This window comes from Nonomuraea sp. NPDC049637, assembly GCF_040675235.1.
Lineage (GTDB): Bacteria > Actinomycetota > Actinomycetes > Streptosporangiales > Streptosporangiaceae > Nonomuraea.
The window spans coordinates 18,493-40,331 of sequence record NZ_JBFAOM010000030.1; the positions used below are offsets into that span (position 1 = coordinate 18,493).

Genomic DNA, 21,839 nt, shown 5'->3' on the forward strand with positions numbered 1-21,839 from the left:
GTCGTCGATGCTCAGATCCGGCTGTGGGCGAGGCTCGGGACCCGCGCCAGCACCCGGCGGCGGTAGAACCACCAGTTGGTGGCCAGGAAGACGGCGTAGGCGCCGATGAACACCTGGAGGGCGGGCGCGACGGAGCCCGTCCCGGCCAGCGAGACGGCGAAGCCGCGGGGGATGAGGAACCCGCCGAACGCGCCGACCGCGGAGGCGATGCCGATGGCCGCCGCGGCCTCGCGCCTGGCCCGCAGCCGCGCGTCCGGCGACCCGTGCCTGGCCTGCGCGGTGAAGATGGCCGGGATCATCCGGTACGTGGACCCGTTCCCCGCCCCCGAGGCGACGAACAGCAGCAGGAACGCGCCCAGGAAGAGCGGGAAGCTGTGCCGTCCGAGCGCGGCCAGCGCGGCCACGGCCCCGGCGGCCATGGCGACGAACGACCACGAGGTGACCCTGGCGCCGCCGTACCGGTCGGCCAGCCAGCCGCCGACCGGCCGCGCCAGCGACCCGGCCAGCGGCCCGAGGAAGGCCAGGTACGGCGAGGCGGACTCGGCGAACGCCGACCGGGCGACCAGCGGGAACGCCGCCGAGTAGCCGATGAACGAGCCGAAGGTGCCGATGTACAGGAAGGACATGACCCAGGTGTGCGGACGCAGGAACGCCCTGCCCTGGGTGCCGAAGTCGGTGCTGGCGACGGCCAGGTTGTCCATGAACAGGTACGCGCACAGCGCGGCGGCCACGACGAGCGGCATCCACACCAGCCCGGCGTACGCCAGGCCGCCCGCCGCCACCAGCGGGATCAGCAGTTGCACGACCGCCACGCCCAGGTTCCCGCCGGCCGCGTTCACGCCCAGCGCGAACCCCTTGCGCCGCTCGGGGTAGAAGTAGGAGACGTTGGCCATGGAGGAGGCGAAGTTGCCGCCGCCGAGCCCGGCCGTGGCCGCGGCGGCCAGGAACATCCAGTAGGGCCTGGCCGGATCGGTGACCAGCCAGGCCAGCAGCCCGGTCGGCGCCAGGAGCAGCAGGGCGCTGGCCACGTTCCAGTTGCGCCCGCCGAAGGCCGAGACGGCGAAGGTGTAGGGCAGCCGCAGCGTGCTGCCGACCAGGTTCGGCACCGCGACCAGCCAGAAGAGCTGGTCGACGGTGAACGGGAAGCCCGCCTTCGGCAGCAGGACGACGACGGCGCTCCACAGCAGCCACACCGCGAAGCCGAGATGCTCGACGAAGATGGAGAAGATCAGGTTCCTGGTGGCGACACGGCGTCCGACGGCCGCCCAGAACCCCGGGTCCTCGGGTTCCCAGTGCTCGATCCAGCGTCCGGTCCGCCGGTTCATTCGGTTCTCCCCTCTTTGGTGGGACGGCCGGCGACCACGACGCCGTGGCCGCGGAACTCTGCGACGATCTCCCCGGCCGGGCGGCGTACGGTGACGTCGTAGACGCCGTGCCGACCGTGTCTTGCCCGTTCCGTGGCCTCGGCCACCAGCACGTCGCCCGCGGCGGCGGGGCGCAGGAACGTCACCTGGGCGCTGTGGGCCAGCATGACCGGGCCGCGGCTGTTGCAGGCGTGGTCGAAGGCGGCGTCGGCGAGCAGGAACAGGTAGCCGCCGTGGGCGACGCCGTGCCCGTTCACCATGTCCTCGGTGACGCGCATGCGCAGCCGGGCCCGGCCGCCGGCGGCCTCCTCCAGCGCGATCCCGAGCGCCCGGCAGGCCGGGTCGGGGCCGGTCGCGGGCTCGGTCGCGGGGCCGGTCATGGGGTGGCTCCGAGCCAGGTCCTGGCCATGGCCTGGACGGCCGAGCCGTCGGGGTCGGCGAGCTTGCCGGCCACGTAGCGGGAGGCCCAGGGCCCGGTCGGGATGCGGAAGGGCGGGTCGGGGGCGGTCAGCGCGTCCACGATCACGTCGGCCACCTGCCAGGAGGTCTGGCCGGCGCCCTCCCAGCCGGGGCCGCACACCCAGTCGAGGTAGGCGTCGAAGGCGGGGGCGTACGGGCCGGAGGCGGCCCGGATGGTCTTCCGGTTGATATCTGGAAAAATCCCGAACCGGGTGTCGGAGACGAAGCCGGGCACCACCACGCTCACCCGTACGCCGTGCGCGGCCGCGACCGGCGCCAGGCTCTCCATGAACCCCTCGACCGCCGCCTTGGCCGCCGCGTACGCCTCGTTGAACGGCTGGCCCACGACGCCGTGCACGCTGCCGACCGTCACCAGACGCCCGCCGGCGGCCCGCAGCAGCGGCATCGCCACCCGGCTGACCTCGATCACCCCGAAGAAGTTGACCTCGAAGTTGGCGCGCAGCGCCTCCGGCGTGGACATCTCCATCGTGGGGTCGAAGTTCGACACGCCCGCGTTGTTGACCAGCGCGTCCAGCCCTCCGTACGTCTCACGCACGCCCTCCACGCAGGCCCGCGCCGAGGCGGGGTCGGTGACGTCGAGCCGGCGGACGTCCAGGGTGACGCCGGCCCGGTCGGCCGCCGCGCGCAGGTCGCCGTCGCGGCCGGGGTCGCGCATGGTGGCCACCACCGTCAGCCCGGCCCGCGCGGCGGTCACCGCGGTGGCCAGCCCGATGCCCGACGAGGTCCCGGTGATCAGCACGGTCGTCATGACGTGCTCCCCGCCAGGTGCGCCCGCGGCTCGGCCCGGTCCATGCGGGCCTGGATCCCCGAGGCGGGCAGGAACGAGAACGCGGCCAGCAGCGTGCCGCCGGCCATGACGGCCTGCGCCGCGCCGAGCACGCCCAGCGCGGGCGTCAGCAGCGTGACCGCCGACCCGCCCGCGAGCGCGGCCAGCGGGATCACCCCCCAGGTCGCCGTACGGAACGCGGCGTGCATGACGCCCTGGTTCTCGGCGGCCATCCGCGACTGCCGGATCGGCGCGCTGCACACGTTGATGCACGACATGAAGAAGCCGTAGCAGCCGAACGTCACGCCGATCACCGGCGCGGCGGGCAGCGCGGGCGCGGCCAGCACGCCGAGACCGACCAGGCAGTGCAGCAGCAGCGCCCAGGCCATGGTCCGGCCGAGGCCGAGCCGGTCGCTGATCCTCGGGGCGGCCAGCGCGCCGAGCACCGCGCCGACGGCCGCCGCCGACATCGCCGCGCCGAACACGCCCACCGAGACGCCGAGCCCCTGGTAGGCCAGCACCGGCAGGACCGTGACGAAGACGGGCCCGCCCGAGTTGAGCACCACCGCGGCCAGCACCACCCGGCGCAGCACCGGGTCGGCCCAGTTCAGCCGGAAGCCGAGCATCAGCCGCGAGCGCACCGGCACCCGCTCCCCGGTCGTGACGCCCCACGGCTTCATGGCCCGCAGGCACGCCGCCGAGACCAGGTAGCTGGCCGCGTCCACGAGCAGCGAGGCGACGCCGAGCAGGTGGTACAGGCCGGCCGCGATCGACGGCCCGGCCACCTCCGACACCGTGCTGCTGCCCTCCAGCCGCGAGTACGCCCGCACCAGCCGGTCCTGCGGCACGGTCGTGGGCACGGCGACGAGGTAGCCGATGTTGAAGAAGATGGTCGCGCCGCTGATCAGCGCCACGCACACGAACAACACCGGCGTCGAGAGCACCCCGCACCAGTACGCGACCGGGATGACCCCCACCGCCACCAGCCGGACGAGGTCGCACACGACCATGGTCAGCCGCTTGTCCCACCGGTCCACGAGCACCCCGGCGATCGGCCCGAGCAGCGGGATGCCGAGGTACTGGGCCATGGCCACGATGCCGACCTCCAGCGCGGAGGCGTGCAACACGAAGATCATCAGCGTCGGCACGACGAACACGGTGATCCGGTCGCCGAGCAGGCTCACCGTCTGGCCGCTCCAGTAGAGGCCGAACTCCCTGCCGAGCGACCCCGGCATCCTCACTGCTCCTCCCGCACGACGAAGGAGGACGTCTTGCCGGTGCGGTCGTTGCCGATCAGCGCGTCCACCGTCCGCACCCGGAAGGAGCCGGGGTCGTGCTGGAAGGCCGTGCTGAGGGTGAAGGTGGCGGCCAGGAGGTCGCGGCGCAGCCGTCCGGGCAGGTCGGGCGGGGTGTCGGGGCCGGTCAGCAGCAGCACGTCCACGCCGGAGACCCGGCCCTGCCGCTCGGTGACCAGGACCTGGGCGCGCAGCACGCCGGGCTCGCGCTCGGCCTGGGCGACGACGTCGTCCACGTGCAGGCCGAGGCCGCGCACCTGGACGACCGAGTCGCGGCGGCCGAGGATGCGCAGCGCCCTGCCGTCCCGGCCGCACGGGCAGGAGACGAGGCGGCCGGCGTCGCCGGTGCGGTAGCGCAGCACCGGGTTGAGCATGTCGGGGTTGAGCGTGGTGAAGTCCAGCAGCTCGTCGGCGTCGGTGTGCACGAGCTGGTCGGGCAGCGGGTGGAAGACGTCGGCCGGGCAGTCCGGGGTGTTGGTGGCGGCGACCCACGTCTCGGTGCTGCCGAACATGCCCCAGCGGCGCGCGTCCGGGGCGACCTCGGCCAGGTCCTCGTCGAGCTGGGGATGCCAGGCCTCGCCCAGCCAGAGCACCTTGCGCAGCGCGGGCAGGCGCAGGCCGGCCGCCCGCGCGTGGGCGAACCACAGCCGCAGCACGCTGGGCGTGCCGCCGAACGCGGTCACCCCGCGGTCGGCGAAGAAGCCGAGCCAGTCGCCGTACTCCTCCTTGCCGACCGAGCCCAGGGCGATGACCTGGCAGCCGGACAGGTCGGCGAGGGCCGCGGCCAGGAAGTGGGCGCCCCACATGCGGCCGGCGCCCCAGGCGTTGACGAAGACGTCGTCCGGTTCGAGCGGCTGCCAGTGGCGGTGCACGCCGTCCATGTAGAAGCCGGTGGGGGCGTAGCCGACCTTGGGCGCGCCGGTGCTGCCGCCGCTCTGGAAGAGCCAGGTCGCGCCCTGTCCGGCCTTGGGCTCCAGGTGCGCGAGCGCGACGTTGAGGTCGTCCTTGACCAGCGGCGGCAGGGCGGCCAGGTCCTCCAGCGTGAGCACCTTCTCGTGGCCCTCGTAGCGCGGCGCGAGCGCGGGCACGCTCCTCAGCCGCTCCAGCGAGCGCCTCGGGACGCGCAGCAGCGGCTCGGCCGCCGCGGACGTCAGCGAGAACGATTCGGTCATGAGGGTCACCAGCTCTCGGGTTCGTGCGGAAGGCGTTCTTGCGGGAGACGTTCTTGCGGAAGGCGGTCGTGCGGGAGGCGGTCCGGCGAGAGACGGTCTTTGAGGAAGCGGGTGTGGCCGTCGCGGTAGGCCGTCCAGCGGGCGCGGGTGACGTCGCGCTGGAGGGTGCGGGCGGGGTCGCCGAGGTCGGGCGCGATCACGCCGTCGGGCTCCAGCTCGGAGAACCAGTAGCGCTCGCCGTCGTGCAGGAAGTCGACGCAGAAGAACGGGATGGGCAGCCGCTCGTAGAAGTACGCCGTGGCCGCCGCCAGCTCGGGCGGCACGGGCGGGAACTCCATCGTGCCGCCCCTGCTGGCGTTGGCGACCGGCGAGCCCGGCTCCGGGATGCGCTTCATGACCGCGTACGGCTCGCCGTCCACGACGTAGACGCGGTAGTCCACGGTGCCGTCGCCCAGGTAGGGCTGGACGACGAGCGTGGTGTCGCCGCCCTGGGCGAGGCTGGCCAGGCCGCGCAGCTCCTCGGAGTCGCGGGCCAGGTTCACCCCGCCGCCGCCGCACCAGCCGGCCGGCTTGACCAGGGCCGGGTAGGTGAGGCCGTCGATGGCGGCCTCGTACAGGTGCTTGCTGGTGTCCCGGCCGGTGCCGATGCGCAGGGTCGGGATCGGCGGCACGGGCGAGTCGCGCAGCCGCAGGACGGTGGCCAGCTTGTCGTTGGCCACCGGCGACAGGGACGGCGGGAACGGCAGGTAGAAGCCGGCCTCCTCCAGCACGGCGTAGAGGGCGTACTGGTTGAAGACGTCCATCGACTGGTAGGGCAGGGAGTACAGGGCGGTGATGAAGAGCGTGTCCTCGGGGGTGACGGGCTCGTCGTCCACGAAGACGCGGGGCCGGCCGGGCTCCAGCGCGTCCGCGGTGACCGAGTCCGGGGAGTTCCTGGTCCAGCGCAGGCCGAGCTCGGCGGCGACCTCCTCGTACAGGTCCCAGAAGAACGGGTGCCACATCGCGGTGGCCCGGGTGGACTCCCGGTCGGGGAAGATCCAGCACAAACGGCGCAACGGGCTCATGACTCTCCCTTCTGGCTCGCCCACCAGCGGCGGCCGGGCTCGGGCAGGGTGTCGATCGGGTCGTAGAAGGGGAAGCGGCGCTCCGGGCCGGGCGGCTCCAGCCCGATCCCGTGGCTCCGGGTCCAGTACGAGACGCCGCGTTCGCGGTCGTAGGCGGCGGCCTGGTGCACCCAGCGCTTGCCGACGTAGGGCACGTCGCAGACGATCCGGGGCGTGGCGTAGCCGGGCAGGTGGCCCATGATGGCCTCCTGGAGGCGCCGGGCCTGGTGCAGCGGGGTGCGCCAGTGCTCGGCGTTGGGGATCAGGTCGCAGACGTAGAAGTAGTAGGGCAGGATCCCGGCCTCGCCGTGCAGGGCGAAGCACAGGTCGAGCAGGTCGTGCGGGGTGGCGTTCACGCCGCGCATGAGCACGCCCTGGTTGCGCACGTCCCGCACGCCGGCCGCGAGCAGGGCCGCGGCCGCCTCGGCGACCAGCGGCGTCACCGAGCGGGCGTGGTTGGCGTGGGTGTGCACGGCCAGGTTCACCCCGCGGGCCCGCGCGACGGCGGCCACCCGGCCCACGCCCTCGACCACGGCCGGCTGGAGCCAGTGCTGCGGCAGCCCGACCAGCGCCTTGGTGGCCAGCCGGATGTCGCGTACGGACTCCAGCTCCAGCAGCCGCAGCAGGAACGCCTCCAGCCGCGGCCACGGCATGTTCGCCAGGTCGCCGCCGGAGACCACCACGTCGCGGACGGCGGGCGTGCGCTTGAGGTAGTCCAGCATCAGCTCCTGCCGGTCCACCGGCCTGAGCGTGAGCCTGGCCTTGACGACCTGCGGGGTGGAGGTGCCGACCAGGTCCATCCGGGTGCAGTGGCCGCAGTACTGCGGGCACGTGGCCAGCAGCTCGGCCAGCACCTTCGTCGGGTAGCGGTGGGTCAGGCCCTCCACCGCCCACATCTCGGCCTCGTGCAGCGAGTCCCGCTGGGCCCGCGGATGGCTCGGCCAGACCGGGTGCCGGTCGGAGGCGACCGGCAGCAGGTAGCGGCGGACCGGGTTGGCCAGGAACGCCGCCGTGAACGCGGCCGGATCGCCCGGTTCGTCCGGTGCCATGACGTTGAGGAGCTGGGGCGTGACCAGGATGGACATGGTGGCGTACCGGGCCGCGTCGGCGGCCAGGTCGGCGAGGAAGGCGTCCTGGAGCAGGTCGCCGGTCACGGCGCGCAGCTGCGCCGCGTTGCGCACGCAGTGGGCGCGCTGCCACTGGGCGTCGCGCCACTGCGCCTCGGTGACCCCGCGCCACCCCGGCAGCCGCCGCCAGTCGGGCTCGGCGAGCGCCCGCCGCGCGTACACATAGGGGCGGTCGGCGGCCCCGGACCCCGCACCCCCGGACCGGGCGGCCCCGGACCCCGCGGCCCCGGGCCCTGCGGCCCCGGACCGGGCGGTCTCGACGTCGGCGGCGGGGCGGCGGGGCTTGTCGTCGTTCGGGCTCATCCGGCGAACAGCGCCGCGTGCCGGGTGCGGAGCTCGCGCTTGAGCACCTTGCCTGTGGGGCCGAGCGGGTAGTCCTGCTCGGTACGCGCCAGGATCACCGCGGCCAGCGTGGCCAGGCCCGCGTCGGCCAGGGCCTTGTTGGCCTTCTCCCTGATCTCCTCGGCGGTGACCGCGGCGGCCTCGGCCTGCGCCCGTACGACGGCGATCGGCACCTGCCCCTCAGGCCCCGGCACGCCGACGACCGAGCAGTCCTGGACGAGGTCCGCGCAGTCGGCGATGAGGACCTCCTCGACGGGCAGGCTGTAGACCGGCCCGGCCGCGGTGTCGATCACGTCCACGGTGCGGTCGAGGTGGTAGAAGTTGCCCTCGGCGTCCCGGCGGGCGACGTCGCCGGTGAGCCAGTAGCCGTTGAGCTCGAAGCTGCCGGTCAGCCTGGGGTCGTTCCAGTAGCCGGGGGTGCGCGACGGGGTGATCACGCCCAACAGGCCGACCTCGCCGTCGGGCAGCTCCCGGCCGTTCTCGTCGAGCACGGCGGCCTTGATCACCGCGTCCTGGGGCTTGCCCACGCAGCGGTCGGCGCGCGGCGTCTCGGGGGAGGTGACCTGGCCGAACAGCGCCATGCCCATCTCCGAGGAGCCGAGCCCGTCCACGAACTGGGAGCCGGGCAGCGGCTCGCCGGCGGCCTCGCCGCGCGGCAGCAGCCACGACCTGATCAGCCCCGCGGGCCGCTCGCCGAGCTGGACGAGCCGCCGGATGTGGCCGTAGTGGGCGCTGTCCCCGGTGTTGAACCAGGAGTGCACCCTGGCCGCACCGCGAACCGGCAGCTCGCCGGTGGCCAGCTCGACGAACGTGCGCGGGAACGAGGCCACCATGGTCGGCTGGAACGCCTCCATGACGGGCTCAACCCCGGCCCGCCGCCAGTCCGACATGATCACGGTCGGCAGCCCGAGCAGCACCGCGGTGAGGAAGTAGCTGAGCCCGCCTGCGTGCGTGTGCGGCATGAGCGACATCAACCGGTCGTACGGCTCCGCCGGGAAACGCACCATCCGGAGCTGTTTGCCGTCCCAGAAGCTGCGATGTCCGAGGATGGTGGACTTGGGAGTGCCGGTGGTGCCGGAGGAGTGGATGAGCGCCACCACGTCGTCCGGCTCGTGCCGGTACGGGTACTGCTCCGGCAGCCCGCCCGACGCCGCGTCGTGGGCCCGTACCTCGGCCGCCAGGGCGACGAACCGGGGCCGGGCGCGCGGCGTGTTGCGGTAGGCGAGCTGCAACCGGGTCGTGTCGTCGGCGACCACGCCCACCACGCCGACGTGCTCCAGGTAGCCGGCCATGACGTCGGCCCGCATGGCGTCGTTGACCATCGCCGGGATCGCGCCGAGCGCGGTGAGCGCCAGGAAGTGCAGCAGCGGCTCCAGGCCCTCGGCGACCACGACGCCCACGGGCTCGCCGGGCCGCACGCCGTTGGCGTGGTACCAGGTGGCGTACCGGTCGCGCAGGGCCGCGAGGTCGGTCAGGCTGTGGCCGCGTAACACGACCTGGCCGCGGTGGTCGGTGTGGTGGCTGAAAACGAACGGCACCGACCGGTTGGGGTTGGCCGCGAGCGCGTGGTCGAGGAAGTTGCCCGCGCCGAGGCCGGGCTCGGTCATGAACCCCTGCCGTACGGCAAGGGGGGCGATGGGGGTCTGGTCAGTCATGGATGTGCCTCCACGTCGCGTCGATCTCCGCGGCCACCCGGTGTCCTGAGCGGATGGCGCCTTCCATCAGGCCGAAGAACTCGGTGCTCGTCTCGGTGCCGGCCCAGTGCACCCGCTGGTGGGGGGTCGTCAGCCGCGGGCCGAGCCGCAGCCAGTCGCCCGGCCCGAACAGCGCCGCGTAGCAGCCCCGGCTGTGCTCGTCGCTCAGCCAGTCGGTCACGTGGCAGGCGTCCGGGGCGGGCAGCCCGGGGAACAGCCGCGCGACCTGGGCCCGCGCCCGCTCGGCCTGCTCGCGCGGGGGCAGCGCGGCGAACGCCTTGGCCTGCGCGCCGGTCACGAACCCGGTCAGCACGCCCGCCGAGCCATTGGCGGGCGAGTCGTCCACGGTGGACAGCAGGGGGCCGTCCGCGCTGACCGACCAGCCCGAGAGGCCCTGCCCGCGCCAGAGCGGCGCGGGGTAGACCAGGTGCACCTTCACCGCGCAGCCGGGCGCCGTACGGGGGCCCGACCGCGGCGCGGGCAGGCCCGGACGGAACTCCACGGCGTCGGCCAGCGCCGGCGGGACGGCGACCACCACCGCGTCCGCCCTGGTGGCGCCGGTCGCGGTGACGACGTCCACGCCGGTCGCGTCCTGGTGGACCGCGCGCACCGGCTCGCCGAGGCGCACCCGGTCGCCGAGCCGGGCGGCCAGGCGCAGGCACACCTGGTGGGCGCCGCCGTCGATCCGGTCCTCCTGCGCGCCGCCCGCGAAGGCGTTCAGGTAGCGCAGGCCGCCGCCCGAGCGCAGGTAGAAGGCCAGGTGCAGGACGGACACGTCCGCCGGGTCGGCGGCCATCATCTCGCCGGCGAACAGCGGGAAGAACAGCCGCGCGTCCGGATGCGTCAGGTGCTCGGCGGCCCAGTCCGCCGCCGTGGTGGCGTCCAGGCGGGCGGCGTCCGGGGTCAGCCAGGGGGCGTCGGGGCGGACGGCGGCGGCCAGTTCCTCCAGCGCGTCGAACAGGCCGCCCAGCGCGACCGCCGACAGGGGCGGGAACCGGCCGGTCCCGGGCTCGCCGCCGAGCGCGAACCTGGCCGCGCCGTCCACGGTGGCCGGGGTGGTCTTCAGGTCCAGCTCGGCCAGCAGGGCCGTCAGCGCGGTGTGCCGTTCCCCCAGGTACGCCGCGCCCGCGTCGGCCCAGCCGCCGGGGGCGACCTCGATGCCGTGCGTACGCCCGCCGACGCGGTCCCTGGCCTCGATCACGGTGACCTCGGCGCCGGACGCGGCGAGGTCGGCGGCGGCGGTGAGCCCCGCGAGGCCCGCTCCCACGACGACGACCCTCATGCCAGGCTCGCGATCTTCTTGGCCAGCGCGGCGGGGGTGGGCGCGTCGAGGAAGTCGTCGAAGTCCAGCTCGGCGCCGCAGTCGCGGGCGATCGCGCTGAGGACGCGGGTGGCGAGCAGCGAATCCCCACCCAAGACGAAAAAGTCGGACTCATCCGTTATTTCAGGGTTTTCCAGTACCCGCCGGAAGATGTCAGAGACGGCGGTGACGTCCACGTGCATGATCTCCTTCAGTTGGTGGTGTAGCGCCGGTGCGAACCGGCGCGGTCGACCTTTCCGCTGGTGGTGTAGGCCAGTTCGGGCACGACGGTGATCCGGCTGGGCACCAGGTGGCCCGGCACCCGGTCCCGCAGGTAGTCCCGCACCTCGGCGGCCAGCCCGCCCTCGGCGCCCCGGCCGGACTCCGGGTCCTGGGCGTCCCGGCCGGTCGGCGGGCGGGGGACGACGTACGCGGCGAGGGTGGTGTGGTCGGCGACCGTGACGCCCGCCACCGCCACCGCGCCCACGCCCGGATGGCCGGCGATGTGCGCCTCGACCTCGGCCGGGTCCACCCGGATGCCCCGGATCTTGAGCTCGTGGTCGAGCCGTCCCTCGTGGACGAGCGCCCCGCCGCCGGTCACGGTGACCCGGTCCCCGGTGCGGAAGAACCGCCCGCCGCCCGCCTCCGGGACGACGAAGCGCGCGGCGGTCGCCTCCGGCAGGCCCAGGTAGCCCAGCGCCAGGGCCGGCCCGCCGACCAGCAACTCGCCCTCCGCGCTCACCCGCTGCTCGACGTGCGCGAGCGCCCACCCGATCGGCACCCGCTCCCCCGCCGCCGACGCCCGCTCCCCCACCGCCGAGCCGGACGAGTCCGCGGACGTCCGCTCCCCCACCGCCGAGCCGGACGGGTCCGCCGGCACCCGCTCCTCCGCGACCCTGTCGGCCATCGGGCCGTGCAGGTCGATCGCGTGCGTGATGAGCGTGGTCTCCGTGCACCCGTAGGTGTTGAGCAGGCGGACGCCGCCGGTGTCCAGGGCCCGCCAGTCCGCCAGGCGCGACGGGCTGACGGCCTCGCCGCCGATGATCACCAGCCGGACGCACGGAGGCAGCGCGGCCCCTTCGTCGGTCAGGTGCCGTACCAGCTCGTGCCAGAACGCCGTGGGCAGGTCCAGCACGCTGATCCGCTCCTCGGCGACCGCGCGCGACAGCCGGCGGAACGAGCCCGAGTGCGCGCCGTCGTGGAAGACCAGCGCCGCCCCGCCGGTCAGGGCGGGCAGGATCTCCTCCAGGCAGGTGTCCCAGTTCAGCGAGGCGAACTGGAGCACCCGGTCGGCCGTGGTGATGCCGAACAGCTCGCGCAGCGCCCCGGTCACGACGGAGATCGCCCGCCTGGGCGTCACCACGGGCTTGGGCGCGCCGGTCGAACCGGAGGTGAACAGCACGTACGCGGGCGCGTCCCCCGCGACGACCGGCAGCTCGCCCGCCGGGTCGTCGCCGGGGTCGCCGTGATCGGGCGGCTCGATCACCCGGACGCCGTCCGGGGCCCATGCGTCCGGCCCGGACGCGATCAGCGTGCGGCAGCCGGCCGCCGCCAGCATCGCCTGCCGGCGGGCCCGCGGGTGCGCCGGGTCGACGGGCACGTACGCGCCGCCCGCCGCCAGCGTGCCGAGCAGCGCGGCCACGGTCCCCGGCGTGCGGGACGCCGGCACGCCCACCGCCCCGGGATCGGGCCCGAGCCGCCGGGCGATCGCGCGGACCCAGGCGGCCAGCTCGGCGTAGGTGACGGTGCGACCGTCGTGGACCAGGGCCGGACGATCGGGATGGAGCCCGGCCGTGCGGGCGAACTCCTGGAGAACGTCGTGGTGCGGTTCGGACAACGCTGCCTCTTCCCCGGGGTGACGCGACGGGGCCGGCCGCGCGTCGGCGCGTCTGTCAGCCCGTGTCAAGCGAATGTGGAGCGAACCCAAGCGAGATCGCGTTCAGAGTGCAGCAGGGCGCTGCACGGGGGCTTGATGGCGTCAGGATTTCGGCTGTACTGCCTGTCATGTCTCCTGTATGGCGGCCTGCGACGTGGCAAAGGGGAAATGCGATATGTCAGACGAAACAGCACGGGCGGGTCTGGCGGACGTACTGAAGATCGGGCTCCTGGGGGCGGTCCGGGCATGGCGGGGGCGCCAGGAGATCCCGCTCGGGCCGCCCCGGCAGCGCGCGGCGCTGGCCCTGCTCGCGCTGGACGCGGGCCGACTCGTCTCGGTGAACCGGCTGATCGAGGGCCTGTGGGGCGAACGGCCGCCGGCCGGGGCGCGCAACCTGGTGCAGGGGTACGTCTCCCGGCTGCGTCCCCTCCTGGCCGCGGCCGGCGTCACCATCGCCTACCGCCCACGCGGCTACCAGCTCGGCCTGGACCCCGGGCAGGTGGACGTGCACGAGTTCCGGACGGCGGTCACCCGGGCACGCGCCGGGGAGACGGCCGAGCGGCAGGCCACCGGGCTGCGCCGCGCCCTGACCCTGTGGCGCGGCGAGCCGCTGACCGGCGTCTCCGGCGGCGAGCTGCTGGACCGGCTGCGCGACGCGCTGGCCGAGGAACGCCTCGGCGCCGTCGAGGAGTGCCTGGACGCCGAGGTCCGGGCGGGCCGCGCGGCCGTGCTGGTCCCCGAGCTGATCGCGCTGGTCGCCGAGCATCCGTTCCGCGAGGGGCTGGTCGGCCTGCTCATGCTGGCGCTGTGCCGGGCCGGCCGCCGCGTGGACGCGCTGGAGCGCTACGAGCGCACCCGCCGCCGCCTCACCGAGGAACTGGGCCTCGACCCCGGCCCCGAGCTGCGGCAACTGCACCAGCGCATCCTGCGCGGGAACGTTCCGCCGATCAGGCCGGCCAATTCCCGGGAAACGGTGACACCCGCCCAACTGCCGCCCGCCCCCGGCCAGTTCACCGGCCGCACGGCCCAGCTCCGGCTGCTCGACCTGCTCACGCCCGGCGGCGACCCATTCGCGGCCGGCGGCGACGCGCCCGCAGACGGAGGCGACCCGGCCGCCGGGGGGACGGCGATCTCGGTGCTGACCGGCGCGGGCGGTTCCGGCAAGACGGCCCTGGCCCTGCACTGGGCCCACCGCAACCGCCACCGTTTCCCCGACGGCCAGCTCTACGTGGACCTGCGCGGACACTCGGCCGAGCGGCCGCTGCTGCCGATCGAGGCGCTCGGCCGGTTCCTGCGCGGGCTGGGCCTGCCCGCCGAGCGCGTGCCCGGCACGGTGGAGGAGGCCAGCGCGGCCTACCGCAGCCTGCTGGCCGACCGGCGGGTGCTGGTCGTGCTGGACAACGCCGGCAGCGAGGAGCAGGTCCGCCCCCTGCTGCCGGGCGGACATCGCTGCGCCACCGTGATCACCAGCAGGGACCGCCTGGACGGCCTGGTCGCCCGGGACGGTGCGATCCCCGTCCCGCTCGGCGTGTTGTCCACCGGCGAGGCGGTCACGCTGTTCGGCGGGATCCTCGGCGGCGAACGGCTGGCCGCCGAGCGGGACGCGGCGTTCGACCTGGCCAGGGCGTGCGGCAGGCTGCCGCTGGCGCTGCGCATCGCCGCCGCGGGCATCCTCGCCAGGCCGGGCGGGGACGCCGCCGGCGACATCGCCGGTCAGGTGCGCCGGCTCACCGGCACCCGATTATCGGCCCTGGCGGTCACCGGAGATCCGCACGCGGCCGTGCGCGGCGCGTTCGACCTGTCCTATCACCGCCTGGATCCGGCGGCGCGGCGGCTGTTCCGGCTGCTCGCGCTCGTCCCCGGGCCCACGTTCACCGCGGGGGCGGCCGGCGCGCTGGCCGGGACCGTCCCCGCCGAGGCCGACCGGCTGCTGTCCGGGCTCGCCGCCGCGCACCTGGTCGAGGAGCCGGAGCCGGGCCGGTACACCTTCCACGACCTGATGCGGGAGTACGCCCGCGAACGCGTGCTGGCCGAGGAGTCCCCGCCGGGACGGGCCCGCGCCCTGGACGCGCTGATGGCCTGGTACCTGCGGATGGTCCGGGAGGCCGGCGACGTCGCCTACCCCCACCTGCTGCGCGCCCCCGCCGACGGCTCCGGCCGTCCGGCCGCCTTTCCCGGCGCCGCCGCCGCGCTGGCCTGGCTGGACGCCGAACGCGCCAACCTCGTCGCCGCCGTGCGGAACGCCACCGACCACCCGGACGCCTGGCGGCTCATCGACGCCATGAACGGCTACCTCGACCTGACCGGCGGCCAGCCCGGCTGGACGGACGTGCTGCGGGACGTGCGGCGGGCCGCCCGCGCGGCCGGCGACCACCTGGGCCAGGCGGCCGTCGGGCACTGCCTGGCCGCCACCCGGTGGCGGGCCGCCGAGCTGACCGAGGCGGTCGCGGAGCTGCGGGGGGCGTTCACGGCCGCCGAACTGGCGGGCTGGCCGGAGGGGAAGCTCGCGGCGCTGGCCGCGCTCGGCGTGGTCCACCTCCAGCAGGGCAGGCTCGGCGCGGCCCGGCGGCTGCTGACCCTGGCCGTGGACGGCTCAAGGCGCTCCGCGCGGGTGGGGGCCGTGCCGCTCGTCGACCTCGGGCTGGCGCTGACCCAGATGGGCCGGCTCGACGCCGCCGAGGAACGCCTGAGCGAGGCGGTGTCGCTCTGCCGCGACCGCGGACTGCCGGCGACCGAGGCCGCCGCGCTGGCCAGCCTCGGCAACGTGCTCCGGCTGACCGGCCGGCTGGGCGAGGCCGTCCGGTGCCTGACGGCGGCGCGCGGGCTCGGCGCCGCGATCGGCGAACGGTACCAGGCCGACCTGTGCCGGGAACTGGCCGACGTGCACCTGGACGCGGGCCGGCGGGCCGACGCGCTCGGCTACGCCGAGGAGGCGCTGCGGCGGGCGCTGGCGGTCGGCGATCCCAAGCTGGAGCTGGACGCCCTGCTAGGGCTCGGCCGGATCCGCTGCCAGACCGACCCCGGGGCCGCCGTCGGGCAGCTGAACGCCGCGCTGGAGCGGGCCCGCGGCATCGGCGCCGCCGTGGGCCAGGCGGACGCGCTCGTGGGGCTGGCCGTGGCGCGTACCCGCCTGGACGAGCACATCACCGCCATGCGCGACACGCTGGCGGCGCTGGCGCTGGCCAGGAAGGCGGGCGCGGTGCTGGTGCAGGGCGCGGCGCTGGCGGCGGGCGCGGAGGCGGCGCTGGCGGCCGGCGACCCGGGCCTGGCCATCTCCTACGCCGCCCGCGCGGCCCGCGTCCACGCCGGCTGCGGCTACAAGCTGGGCGAGGCGCGGGCCCTGGTGACGCTGGGACGCGCCCACCGCCGCACCGGCGACGAGCCGGCCGCCGAGCGGTTCCGGGCACGGGCCGGCGACCTGTTCACGGCGGTCCTGGACCCGCCACCGGCCCGGCCCGCCGAGGTGGCCGCAGGCCGATGACCGGCCCCGCCGGAGCCCCACCGGGATCAGTCTCGCCGGGATCAGTGGAGGACGCCGTGCTCCGCGGCCCAGGCGGCGACCTGCGTGCGCGAGCCGAAGTTGAGCTTGAGCAGGATGTTGGCGACGTGCCGGGCGGCGGTGGCCGGGCTGATGAACAGCTCCTCGCCGATGGCCCGGTTGGACAGCCCCCGGCTGATCAGCACGACGATCTCCCGCTCGCGCGGCGTGAGCACCGACGCCGGGCCGGCGGCAGTGCCCGACGCACTGCCCGACGCACTGCCCGACGCGGGCCCCGACGCGGGCCGCGCCGCGCCCTGGGCCGGCCGCTCGCCCCGCAGGCCGTAACGCAGGGCCTCCTCCTCCGTCATGCCGCCGCCCATCGTCCACCAGAGCTGGACCTGCCCCTCGCCGGCCTGCGCGCGGGCGCGGGCGAGCAGCGGCTCGGGCGTGGCGGAGGTCCACACGGGCAGCCCGAGCCGCTCCTCCATGGCCTTGGCCGCGGCCCACAGGCGTACGGCGGTCTCCAGGTCGTGCTGCTTCTCGGCCAGGACGGCCAGCGCGACCAGCGCGGAGATGATCGGCAGGTGCTGGCCCATGGACCGGCTCAGCGTCACGCACCGGGCCAGCCGCGCCCTGGCCCGCTCCGCCTCGCCCTGGCGGGCCAGGACCGCGCCGAGCAGCCCGAGACTGGTGGCGAGGACGGGCTTGGCCCCCATCTCCTCGGCCAGCTCGGCGCACTCCTCCAGGTGGCGGCGGGCGCTGTCGAGGTCGCCGAGGAAGTCGGCGAAGCGGCCCAGCTCCAGGTGGGCCCTGGTGACCCCCCACCGGTGGCCGAACCGGGAGTAGACCTCGATGGCCTCCTCGCCCCTGGTGAGCGACTCGCGCCGGAGGCCCTGGAAGGCGGCCACCCCGGACAGCAGCAGCCGCGCCGACGCCTCGATCAGGCCGTTGCCGACGCGCAGGGCCAGGTCCAGGGCCTCCTCGCCGCGCTCGGCGGCCAGCGCGATGTCGCCTTTGGTGCCCACGTACATGCCGGCGATCACGAGGGTGAAGGCCAGCATGAAGTCGTCGCCGGTCGCCCGGCGCAGCTCCAGGGCGCGGGCGGCCGACTCGCCGCAGGCGGCGGCGTCCTGCTGCTCGTAGGCCAGGTTGGCGTGGTGGAGCAGGGCCTCGGCGGACAGGTCGCGGAGTGGGCGGGCGGCGGGCAGCGCGAGCAGGCTCTCGTACCAGCGGCGGCCCTCGGTCAGCTCGCCGAACCCGGCCCACAGCGGCATGTAGCCGCACGCCAGCCGCAGGCCGGGCTCGGCCAGGCCGGACTCGACGGCCCAGGACAGGGCCTCGCGGGCGTTGCCCAGCAGGTCCTGGAGCGCGAGCAGCCGGGCGTAGCGCTGCGGCCAGGTCAGGCCCGGCGTGGCCCACACGTCGCGGCCGTGGTGGTGGGCGAGGTCGGCCAGGCCGTGAAGCAGCCGGTCGCGCAGCTGCCGGGTCTCGCCGGCGGACTCCAGCTTCCCGGCGGCGAACTGGCGGGCCGACTCCAGCAGCCGATAGCACGAGCTGCGCTGGTCGAACAGCACGAGCGACTTGTCGACCAGGCCGCTGAGCACGTCGAGGACCTGGGCGGCGGTCAGGCTCGGCCCCGCGCAGACGGACTCGGCCAGGTCGAGGGTGAACGGCCCGCTGAACACCGCGAGCCGCCTGAAGAGCACCTGCTCCTGCGGCGAGAGCAGGTCGTGGCTCCATTCCAGGGTGGCCAGCAGGGTGCGCTGCCGGGCCGGCGCGGTACGGCCGCTCGCCGTCAGCAGCCGGAACCGGTCGTTGACCCGGGCCGAGATCTGGCCGGGCGACATCGCGGCGGTCCTGGCCGCGGCCAGCTCCAGGGCCAGCGGCAGGCCGTCGAGTGCGTGGCAGAGCCGGGCGATGTCGCCGGCGTTGGCGCCGGTGACCGCGAGCCCCGACCCGGCCGACCGCGCCCGGTCGAGGAAGAGCTGCACGGACTCGACCCGCTCGACCTCCTCGGCCGCCTCCGCCGGGCCGGGCAGCGCCAGCGGCGGCACCCGCCACACCAGCTCGCCGGGGATCTTCAGCGGCTCCCGGCTGGTCACCAGCAGCCGCAGGTCCTCGCAGGAGGACAGCAGCCGCTCGGCCAGCTCGGCGCACGCCTCGACCAGGTGCTCGCAGTTGTCCAGGACGAGCAGCGGCTTCTTGCCGCGCAGGAAGTCGACCAGCGTGTCGAGCAGCGGCCGCACGCCCTCCTCGTGCACGCCCAGCACCTTGGTGATCTCGTGGACCAGCAGGTCGGCCCGGGTCAGCCTGGACAGCTCGGCCAGCCAGACCCCGTCGGGGAAGGACGGGACCAGCCGGGAGGCGATCTGCAGCGCGCACCGGGTCTTGCCGGTGCCTCCGACGCCGCTGAGCGTCAGCAGCCTGACCTCACCGACCAGCCCGCACAGCTCGTCCAGGTCCCGTTCCCGGCCGATGAACCTGTCGGGCTCGGCGGGAAGGTTGTGTCTGAGCAACGTCACCATGATCCTCATGTGTCTGGACCCCAGGATTGGCACCCAGTGTGACACCGCCCTCACGAGCTGTCAGAGGTTTGCCCCAAGCGCGGGACCGGGGGCGCGGACCGGGACGACCCGAAGCCGCGCGTCGATCAGCAGGGTGACGTCGTGCTCGGCGATGATCCTGCGGCACTCGGCGGGGTCGGGCTCGTGCGCCGCGACCAGCCGCGCGCCCGCGCCGAGCACCATGTCGTAGGCCCGCAGGTCGGCCCCGGCGACCAGGACGACGTCGGCCGCGCCCACCTTGCGGGCGGTGGTGAGCCGGGCGGTGGGCTCGATCGGGCCGTCGGCGCCGAGCAGGCTGTCGAAGCCGGCCGTGCCGGGGATGCCGGTGAAGGAGTAGACCTGCCGGATGTCGGCCTCCTGGGCGATGGCGTCGGCGTCGTCCCGGTCGGTGATCATGATGCGGGCGCCGGCGGCGGCCGGTCCGCCGGGGATGGACACGACCACGCCGCCCGCGGCGAGCACGGCGTACCCGGCGACGGGCAGGTGGCAGCCGCCCCGCAGCAGCACCACCACCGGGTCGCCGGGGCGCAGGCCCCGCCGCCGCAGGCCCTGGGCGGCCTGGCGGGCGCGGACGGCGAGCGTGCCGTACGTGAGCGTGGCGCCGCTCGCGGCCTCGGCGACCGCCACCCGCGGGCCGAGAGCGGCGGCCCGCAGCAGGACCGTCTCCGTCCAACCAGTCATGGCCCCCAGGCTAGGAAGGGGGGCGGCCGGGCGGCATGGTCCAGAGTGTGTAACCGGGTGTGTAATCCGGCCGCGGCCATACCCGATCGCGCATGGCTTGAGCCCGCGCGGGGGCGGCGCGCGTACCTCCTGACGGCAGATCCCGGTTCCGGTTTCGGAGGTACGTCATGCACCGCAGAGTCGCCCTGCTCGCCGTCGTCGCGCTCGCCGTGGCGGGCGCGCCGGTCCCCGCGCAGGCCGGGACCGCCCTGGACCGCGGGCCCGTGGGCTGGTCGGGGGCCGGTTCGTCGTCCCAGCGCAGGACCGTCATGGAGTACTGGACGCCGGAGCGCATGCGGGCGGCCAGGCCGCTGTCCGCGCCCGTGCCGCGCCGCGGGACGTCCTCCGGCGGGCCGACGCAGGGCACGCCCTGGGCGACGCGCGGGGTCACGGGCAGCCGCCGGATCACGACCTCGTCCTTTACCGGCTCCCGGACCGGCGGGGCGGCCTCCTCGCTCGCCGGAAGCACGGCGGCGGCCCGCCGGGCGGCGCCCGCGCAGGACAGTCCGGGCCAGGCGTGGGCCGACGGGGGCGGCGTCGCCCGCACGGTCGGCCGGGTCTTCTTCACCACCGCCGAGGGGCGTACGGCCTCCTGCTCGGGCACCGCGGTGACCAGCGCCAACGAGAGCGTGGTGATGACCGCGGGCCACTGCGTCAAGATGAACGGCGCCGCCCACCGCAACTGGGTGTTCGTCCCGGGCTTCGACGACGGCCGCCGCCCGTTCGGCACGTGGGTGGCCACCCGGCTGCTGACCACCCAGCAGTGGAACACCAGCGAGGACATCAACTTCGACGTCGCCGCCGCCGTGGTCGCGCCCTTACAGGGACGCACGCTCACGGACGTCGTCGGCGGCCAGGGCGTGGCCTTCAACCAGCCCACCGGACGGCAGATGTTCTCCTTCGGATACCCGGCCGCCGCCCCCTTCGACGGCTCTGACCTGGTGTTCTGCAGTGGTCGGGTGTTCAAGGACCCGGTCAGGACCCGCGACCAGGGGCTGCGCTGCGCGATGACCGGCGGGTCGAGCGGCGGGCCGTGGTTCGAGGGCTTCGACACCGCCAGCGGCCTCGGCTGGCTGAACTCCGTCAACAGCTTCAAGTACGACTTCGCCCCCGACTTCATGTTCGGCCCGTTCTTCGGGAACGAGGCCATGGCCGTCTACCAGGCCGCACAACGCTCCGGTGCCGCCTGACCACCGCCGGCGTCCGCCGGCTGATCTGTTTTGGGCCCCCCGGCCGGTATTCCGGCCGCGCGGCGGACGCTCTGACCCGGCGCACGAACGCCACCACGCCGTCAGGCGACCGACGGGGGACCACGTTGACCCAGACCAGTGCCGACGCCCATGCCGCGTCCCGCCTCCGCCCGGTGGCGGTGCTGCGGCTGCTGGCGGGCCGGGGCGCGTTCCGGGCCGGTACGCAGGTCGCCGCGGCGGCGCCGGCGGCCGTGTGGGACGGGGTGACGTTCGGCCACTACGCCACCGCGCTCGGGCTGTGCGGATGGCTGCTCCTGGTCGCGGACGCGCCGGAGAAGGCGGCGCTGAAGACGCTGGCGCGGGTCAGCCGGACCGGCCCGGCGGTGGCCCGGCTGACGGTGGCCATGTCCGCCGCGCCGGTCGCGGTGCTGCTGGCGGTGCTCGTTCCCGTGGCGGTGGCCGCGCCGTCGTCCGTGGCGGCCCTCTGTCTCGCGGCCGGGGCGTGGTCGGCCTGCACGGGCCTGCTGATGACGGTCTCCGGGCTGCACCGCGTACGGGGCCGGCCCGTGCTGGACACGGCGGCCTTCGCGGCGAGCGGCGGCGTCGTTCTCGCCGTCACCGCCGCCACCCTGTGGACCGGCTGGCCGCCGCTGACGCACCTGCTGCTCGTCCTGGCGGGGACGGTCGCGGTGACCTGCGGGGCGCTCGCGGCGCTCCCCCGCGACTGGCTGCGCCGTCCCCCCGGCCGCGGGCGGCGGGCGTTGCTGCGTCCGCTGTCGCGGGCCGCCTGGTTGCTGGGGGCGGCCGACCTGTGCGACGCGCTCTGTTTCGCGGTCGTGTACCTGGTGCTCGGCGCCTCGGGGCGGGCCGGGCAGAGCGGCGTGCTGTATCTCGCGCTGCTGCCGGCGGTCGCGGTCTGCCAGCTCGTGATCTACCTGCTGCGGGTCGCGCAGCCCGCGACCTCGCGACGGCTGCGCGGGCTCGCCGGACGGGCCGGGCGGGAGCGGGCGGCACGGCTGCTGGGCCGGGCCGGGTGGGCGGGGGCCGCCGTCGCCGTCGCCTGCGCCGTCCTGCTCGGGTGGGGGCTCGCGACGTCGCCGCCGGTGCTGGCCGGGCTGGTCGTCGTCGTTCTCGCGCTGTTCCTGACCGTGATGTACGCGGCCTACCTGGTGGAGAACACCAACAACGACGTGCTCGCCGTGACGTCGGCGGGCGCGTTCGCCGGGCTGACGGCCACCGCCTCGCTGGCGGTCGTCGTCGTGCCGTGGTCGGGGGCGGCCGGGGGCCTGGTGGCGCTCGCCCTCGGGGTGCCCGTGAAGGCCCATGTGATGCGCCGGATGCTGATCTCGCGGAACTCGGAGTGAC

General features: G+C 75.2%; 16 protein-coding genes. 3 read left to right on the top strand and 13 right to left on the bottom strand.

Translation table 11 applies throughout. From position 1 onward, the window contains the following. Window positions 1-11: 11 nt before the first annotated feature. The 11 genes from AB0J71_RS33155 to AB0J71_RS33205 are packed head-to-tail and all read right to left on the bottom strand — an operon-like array spanning window position 12 to window position 12,480. Entirely contained in the window at window positions 12-1,325 is a 1,314-nt protein-coding gene (locus AB0J71_RS33155) for an MFS transporter (RefSeq protein ID WP_352324374.1), read from the bottom strand. Beyond that, window positions 1,322-1,744 carry a hydroxyphenylacetyl-CoA thioesterase PaaI gene (gene paaI / locus AB0J71_RS33160; protein ID WP_364417810.1) on the bottom strand — a complete coding sequence of 141 codons (423 nt, stop codon included), beginning with the start codon at window positions 1,742-1,744 and terminating at the stop codon, window positions 1,322-1,324. The genes AB0J71_RS33155 and paaI overlap by 4 nt, the downstream gene beginning before the upstream one ends. After that, a complete protein-coding gene (locus tag AB0J71_RS33165; protein WP_364417812.1) occupies window positions 1,741-2,592 on the bottom strand; it encodes an SDR family NAD(P)-dependent oxidoreductase in 852 nt (283 codons plus the stop codon). Before AB0J71_RS33165 ends, paaI begins: the two co-directional genes overlap by 4 nt. Further along, window positions 2,589-3,845, bottom strand: a complete 1,257-nt coding sequence (locus tag AB0J71_RS33170; RefSeq protein WP_352324377.1) for an MFS transporter — start codon at window positions 3,843-3,845, stop codon at window positions 2,589-2,591. The genes AB0J71_RS33165 and AB0J71_RS33170 overlap by 4 nt, the downstream gene beginning before the upstream one ends. Window positions 3,846-3,847: 2 nt before the next feature. Then, complete coding sequence (locus tag AB0J71_RS33175; protein ID WP_364417814.1) at window positions 3,848-5,077, bottom strand: AMP-binding protein; 1,230 nt, start codon at window positions 5,075-5,077, stop codon at window positions 3,848-3,850. 5 nt (window positions 5,078-5,082) lie between these two features. Beyond that, a complete protein-coding gene (locus AB0J71_RS33180) occupies window positions 5,083-6,141 on the bottom strand; it encodes a hypothetical protein (protein WP_364417816.1) in 1,059 nt (352 codons plus the stop codon). Beyond that, a complete protein-coding gene (locus AB0J71_RS33185; protein ID WP_364417818.1) occupies window positions 6,138-7,610 on the bottom strand; it encodes a lysine 2,3-aminomutase in 1,473 nt (490 codons plus the stop codon). The genes AB0J71_RS33180 and AB0J71_RS33185 overlap by 4 nt, the downstream gene beginning before the upstream one ends. After that, window positions 7,607-9,304 (bottom strand): class I adenylate-forming enzyme family protein, encoded by a 1,698-nt coding sequence (locus tag AB0J71_RS33190; RefSeq protein WP_352324383.1) that lies wholly within the window; start codon window positions 9,302-9,304, stop codon window positions 7,607-7,609. The genes AB0J71_RS33185 and AB0J71_RS33190 overlap by 4 nt, the downstream gene beginning before the upstream one ends. Then, a complete protein-coding gene (locus tag AB0J71_RS33195; protein WP_352324384.1) occupies window positions 9,297-10,625 on the bottom strand; it encodes an FAD-dependent oxidoreductase in 1,329 nt (442 codons plus the stop codon). Before AB0J71_RS33195 ends, AB0J71_RS33190 begins: the two co-directional genes overlap by 8 nt. Further along, window positions 10,622-10,840, bottom strand: coding sequence for a phosphopantetheine-binding protein (locus tag AB0J71_RS33200; RefSeq protein ID WP_364417820.1), 219 nt, complete (start codon window positions 10,838-10,840; stop codon window positions 10,622-10,624). The genes AB0J71_RS33195 and AB0J71_RS33200 overlap by 4 nt, the downstream gene beginning before the upstream one ends. 14 nt (window positions 10,841-10,854) lie before the next feature. Beyond that, window positions 10,855-12,480 carry an amino acid adenylation domain-containing protein gene (locus AB0J71_RS33205; RefSeq protein WP_364417822.1) on the bottom strand — a complete coding sequence of 542 codons (1,626 nt, stop codon included), beginning with the start codon at window positions 12,478-12,480 and terminating at the stop codon, window positions 10,855-10,857. A 214-nt stretch (window positions 12,481-12,694) separates the two neighbouring features. Between AB0J71_RS33205 and AB0J71_RS33210 the strand changes: the two genes are divergently transcribed. Then, entirely contained in the window at window positions 12,695-16,000 is a 3,306-nt protein-coding gene (locus AB0J71_RS33210; RefSeq protein WP_364417824.1) for a BTAD domain-containing putative transcriptional regulator, read from the top strand. Window positions 16,001-16,041: 41 nt separating this feature from the next. On the opposite strand, the gene AB0J71_RS33215 is transcribed toward AB0J71_RS33210, so the two are convergent. After that, window positions 16,042-18,516 (bottom strand): LuxR C-terminal-related transcriptional regulator, encoded by a 2,475-nt coding sequence (locus AB0J71_RS33215; protein WP_364417826.1) that lies wholly within the window; start codon window positions 18,514-18,516, stop codon window positions 16,042-16,044. A 69-nt stretch (window positions 18,517-18,585) separates the two neighbouring features. Then, window positions 18,586-19,245, bottom strand: coding sequence for an AMP-binding protein (locus tag AB0J71_RS33220; protein WP_364391307.1), 660 nt, complete (start codon window positions 19,243-19,245; stop codon window positions 18,586-18,588). Between the two features lie 167 nt (window positions 19,246-19,412). On the opposite strand from AB0J71_RS33220, the gene AB0J71_RS33225 reads away from it, so the two are divergent. Further along, window positions 19,413-20,474, top strand: coding sequence for a trypsin-like peptidase domain-containing protein (locus AB0J71_RS33225; protein ID WP_352330278.1), 1,062 nt, complete (start codon window positions 19,413-19,415; stop codon window positions 20,472-20,474). Window positions 20,475-20,599: 125 nt separating this feature from the next. Beyond that, window positions 20,600-21,838 (top strand): hypothetical protein, encoded by a 1,239-nt coding sequence (locus AB0J71_RS33230; RefSeq protein WP_352330277.1) that lies wholly within the window; start codon window positions 20,600-20,602, stop codon window positions 21,836-21,838. Window position 21,839 lies beyond the last annotated feature (1 nt).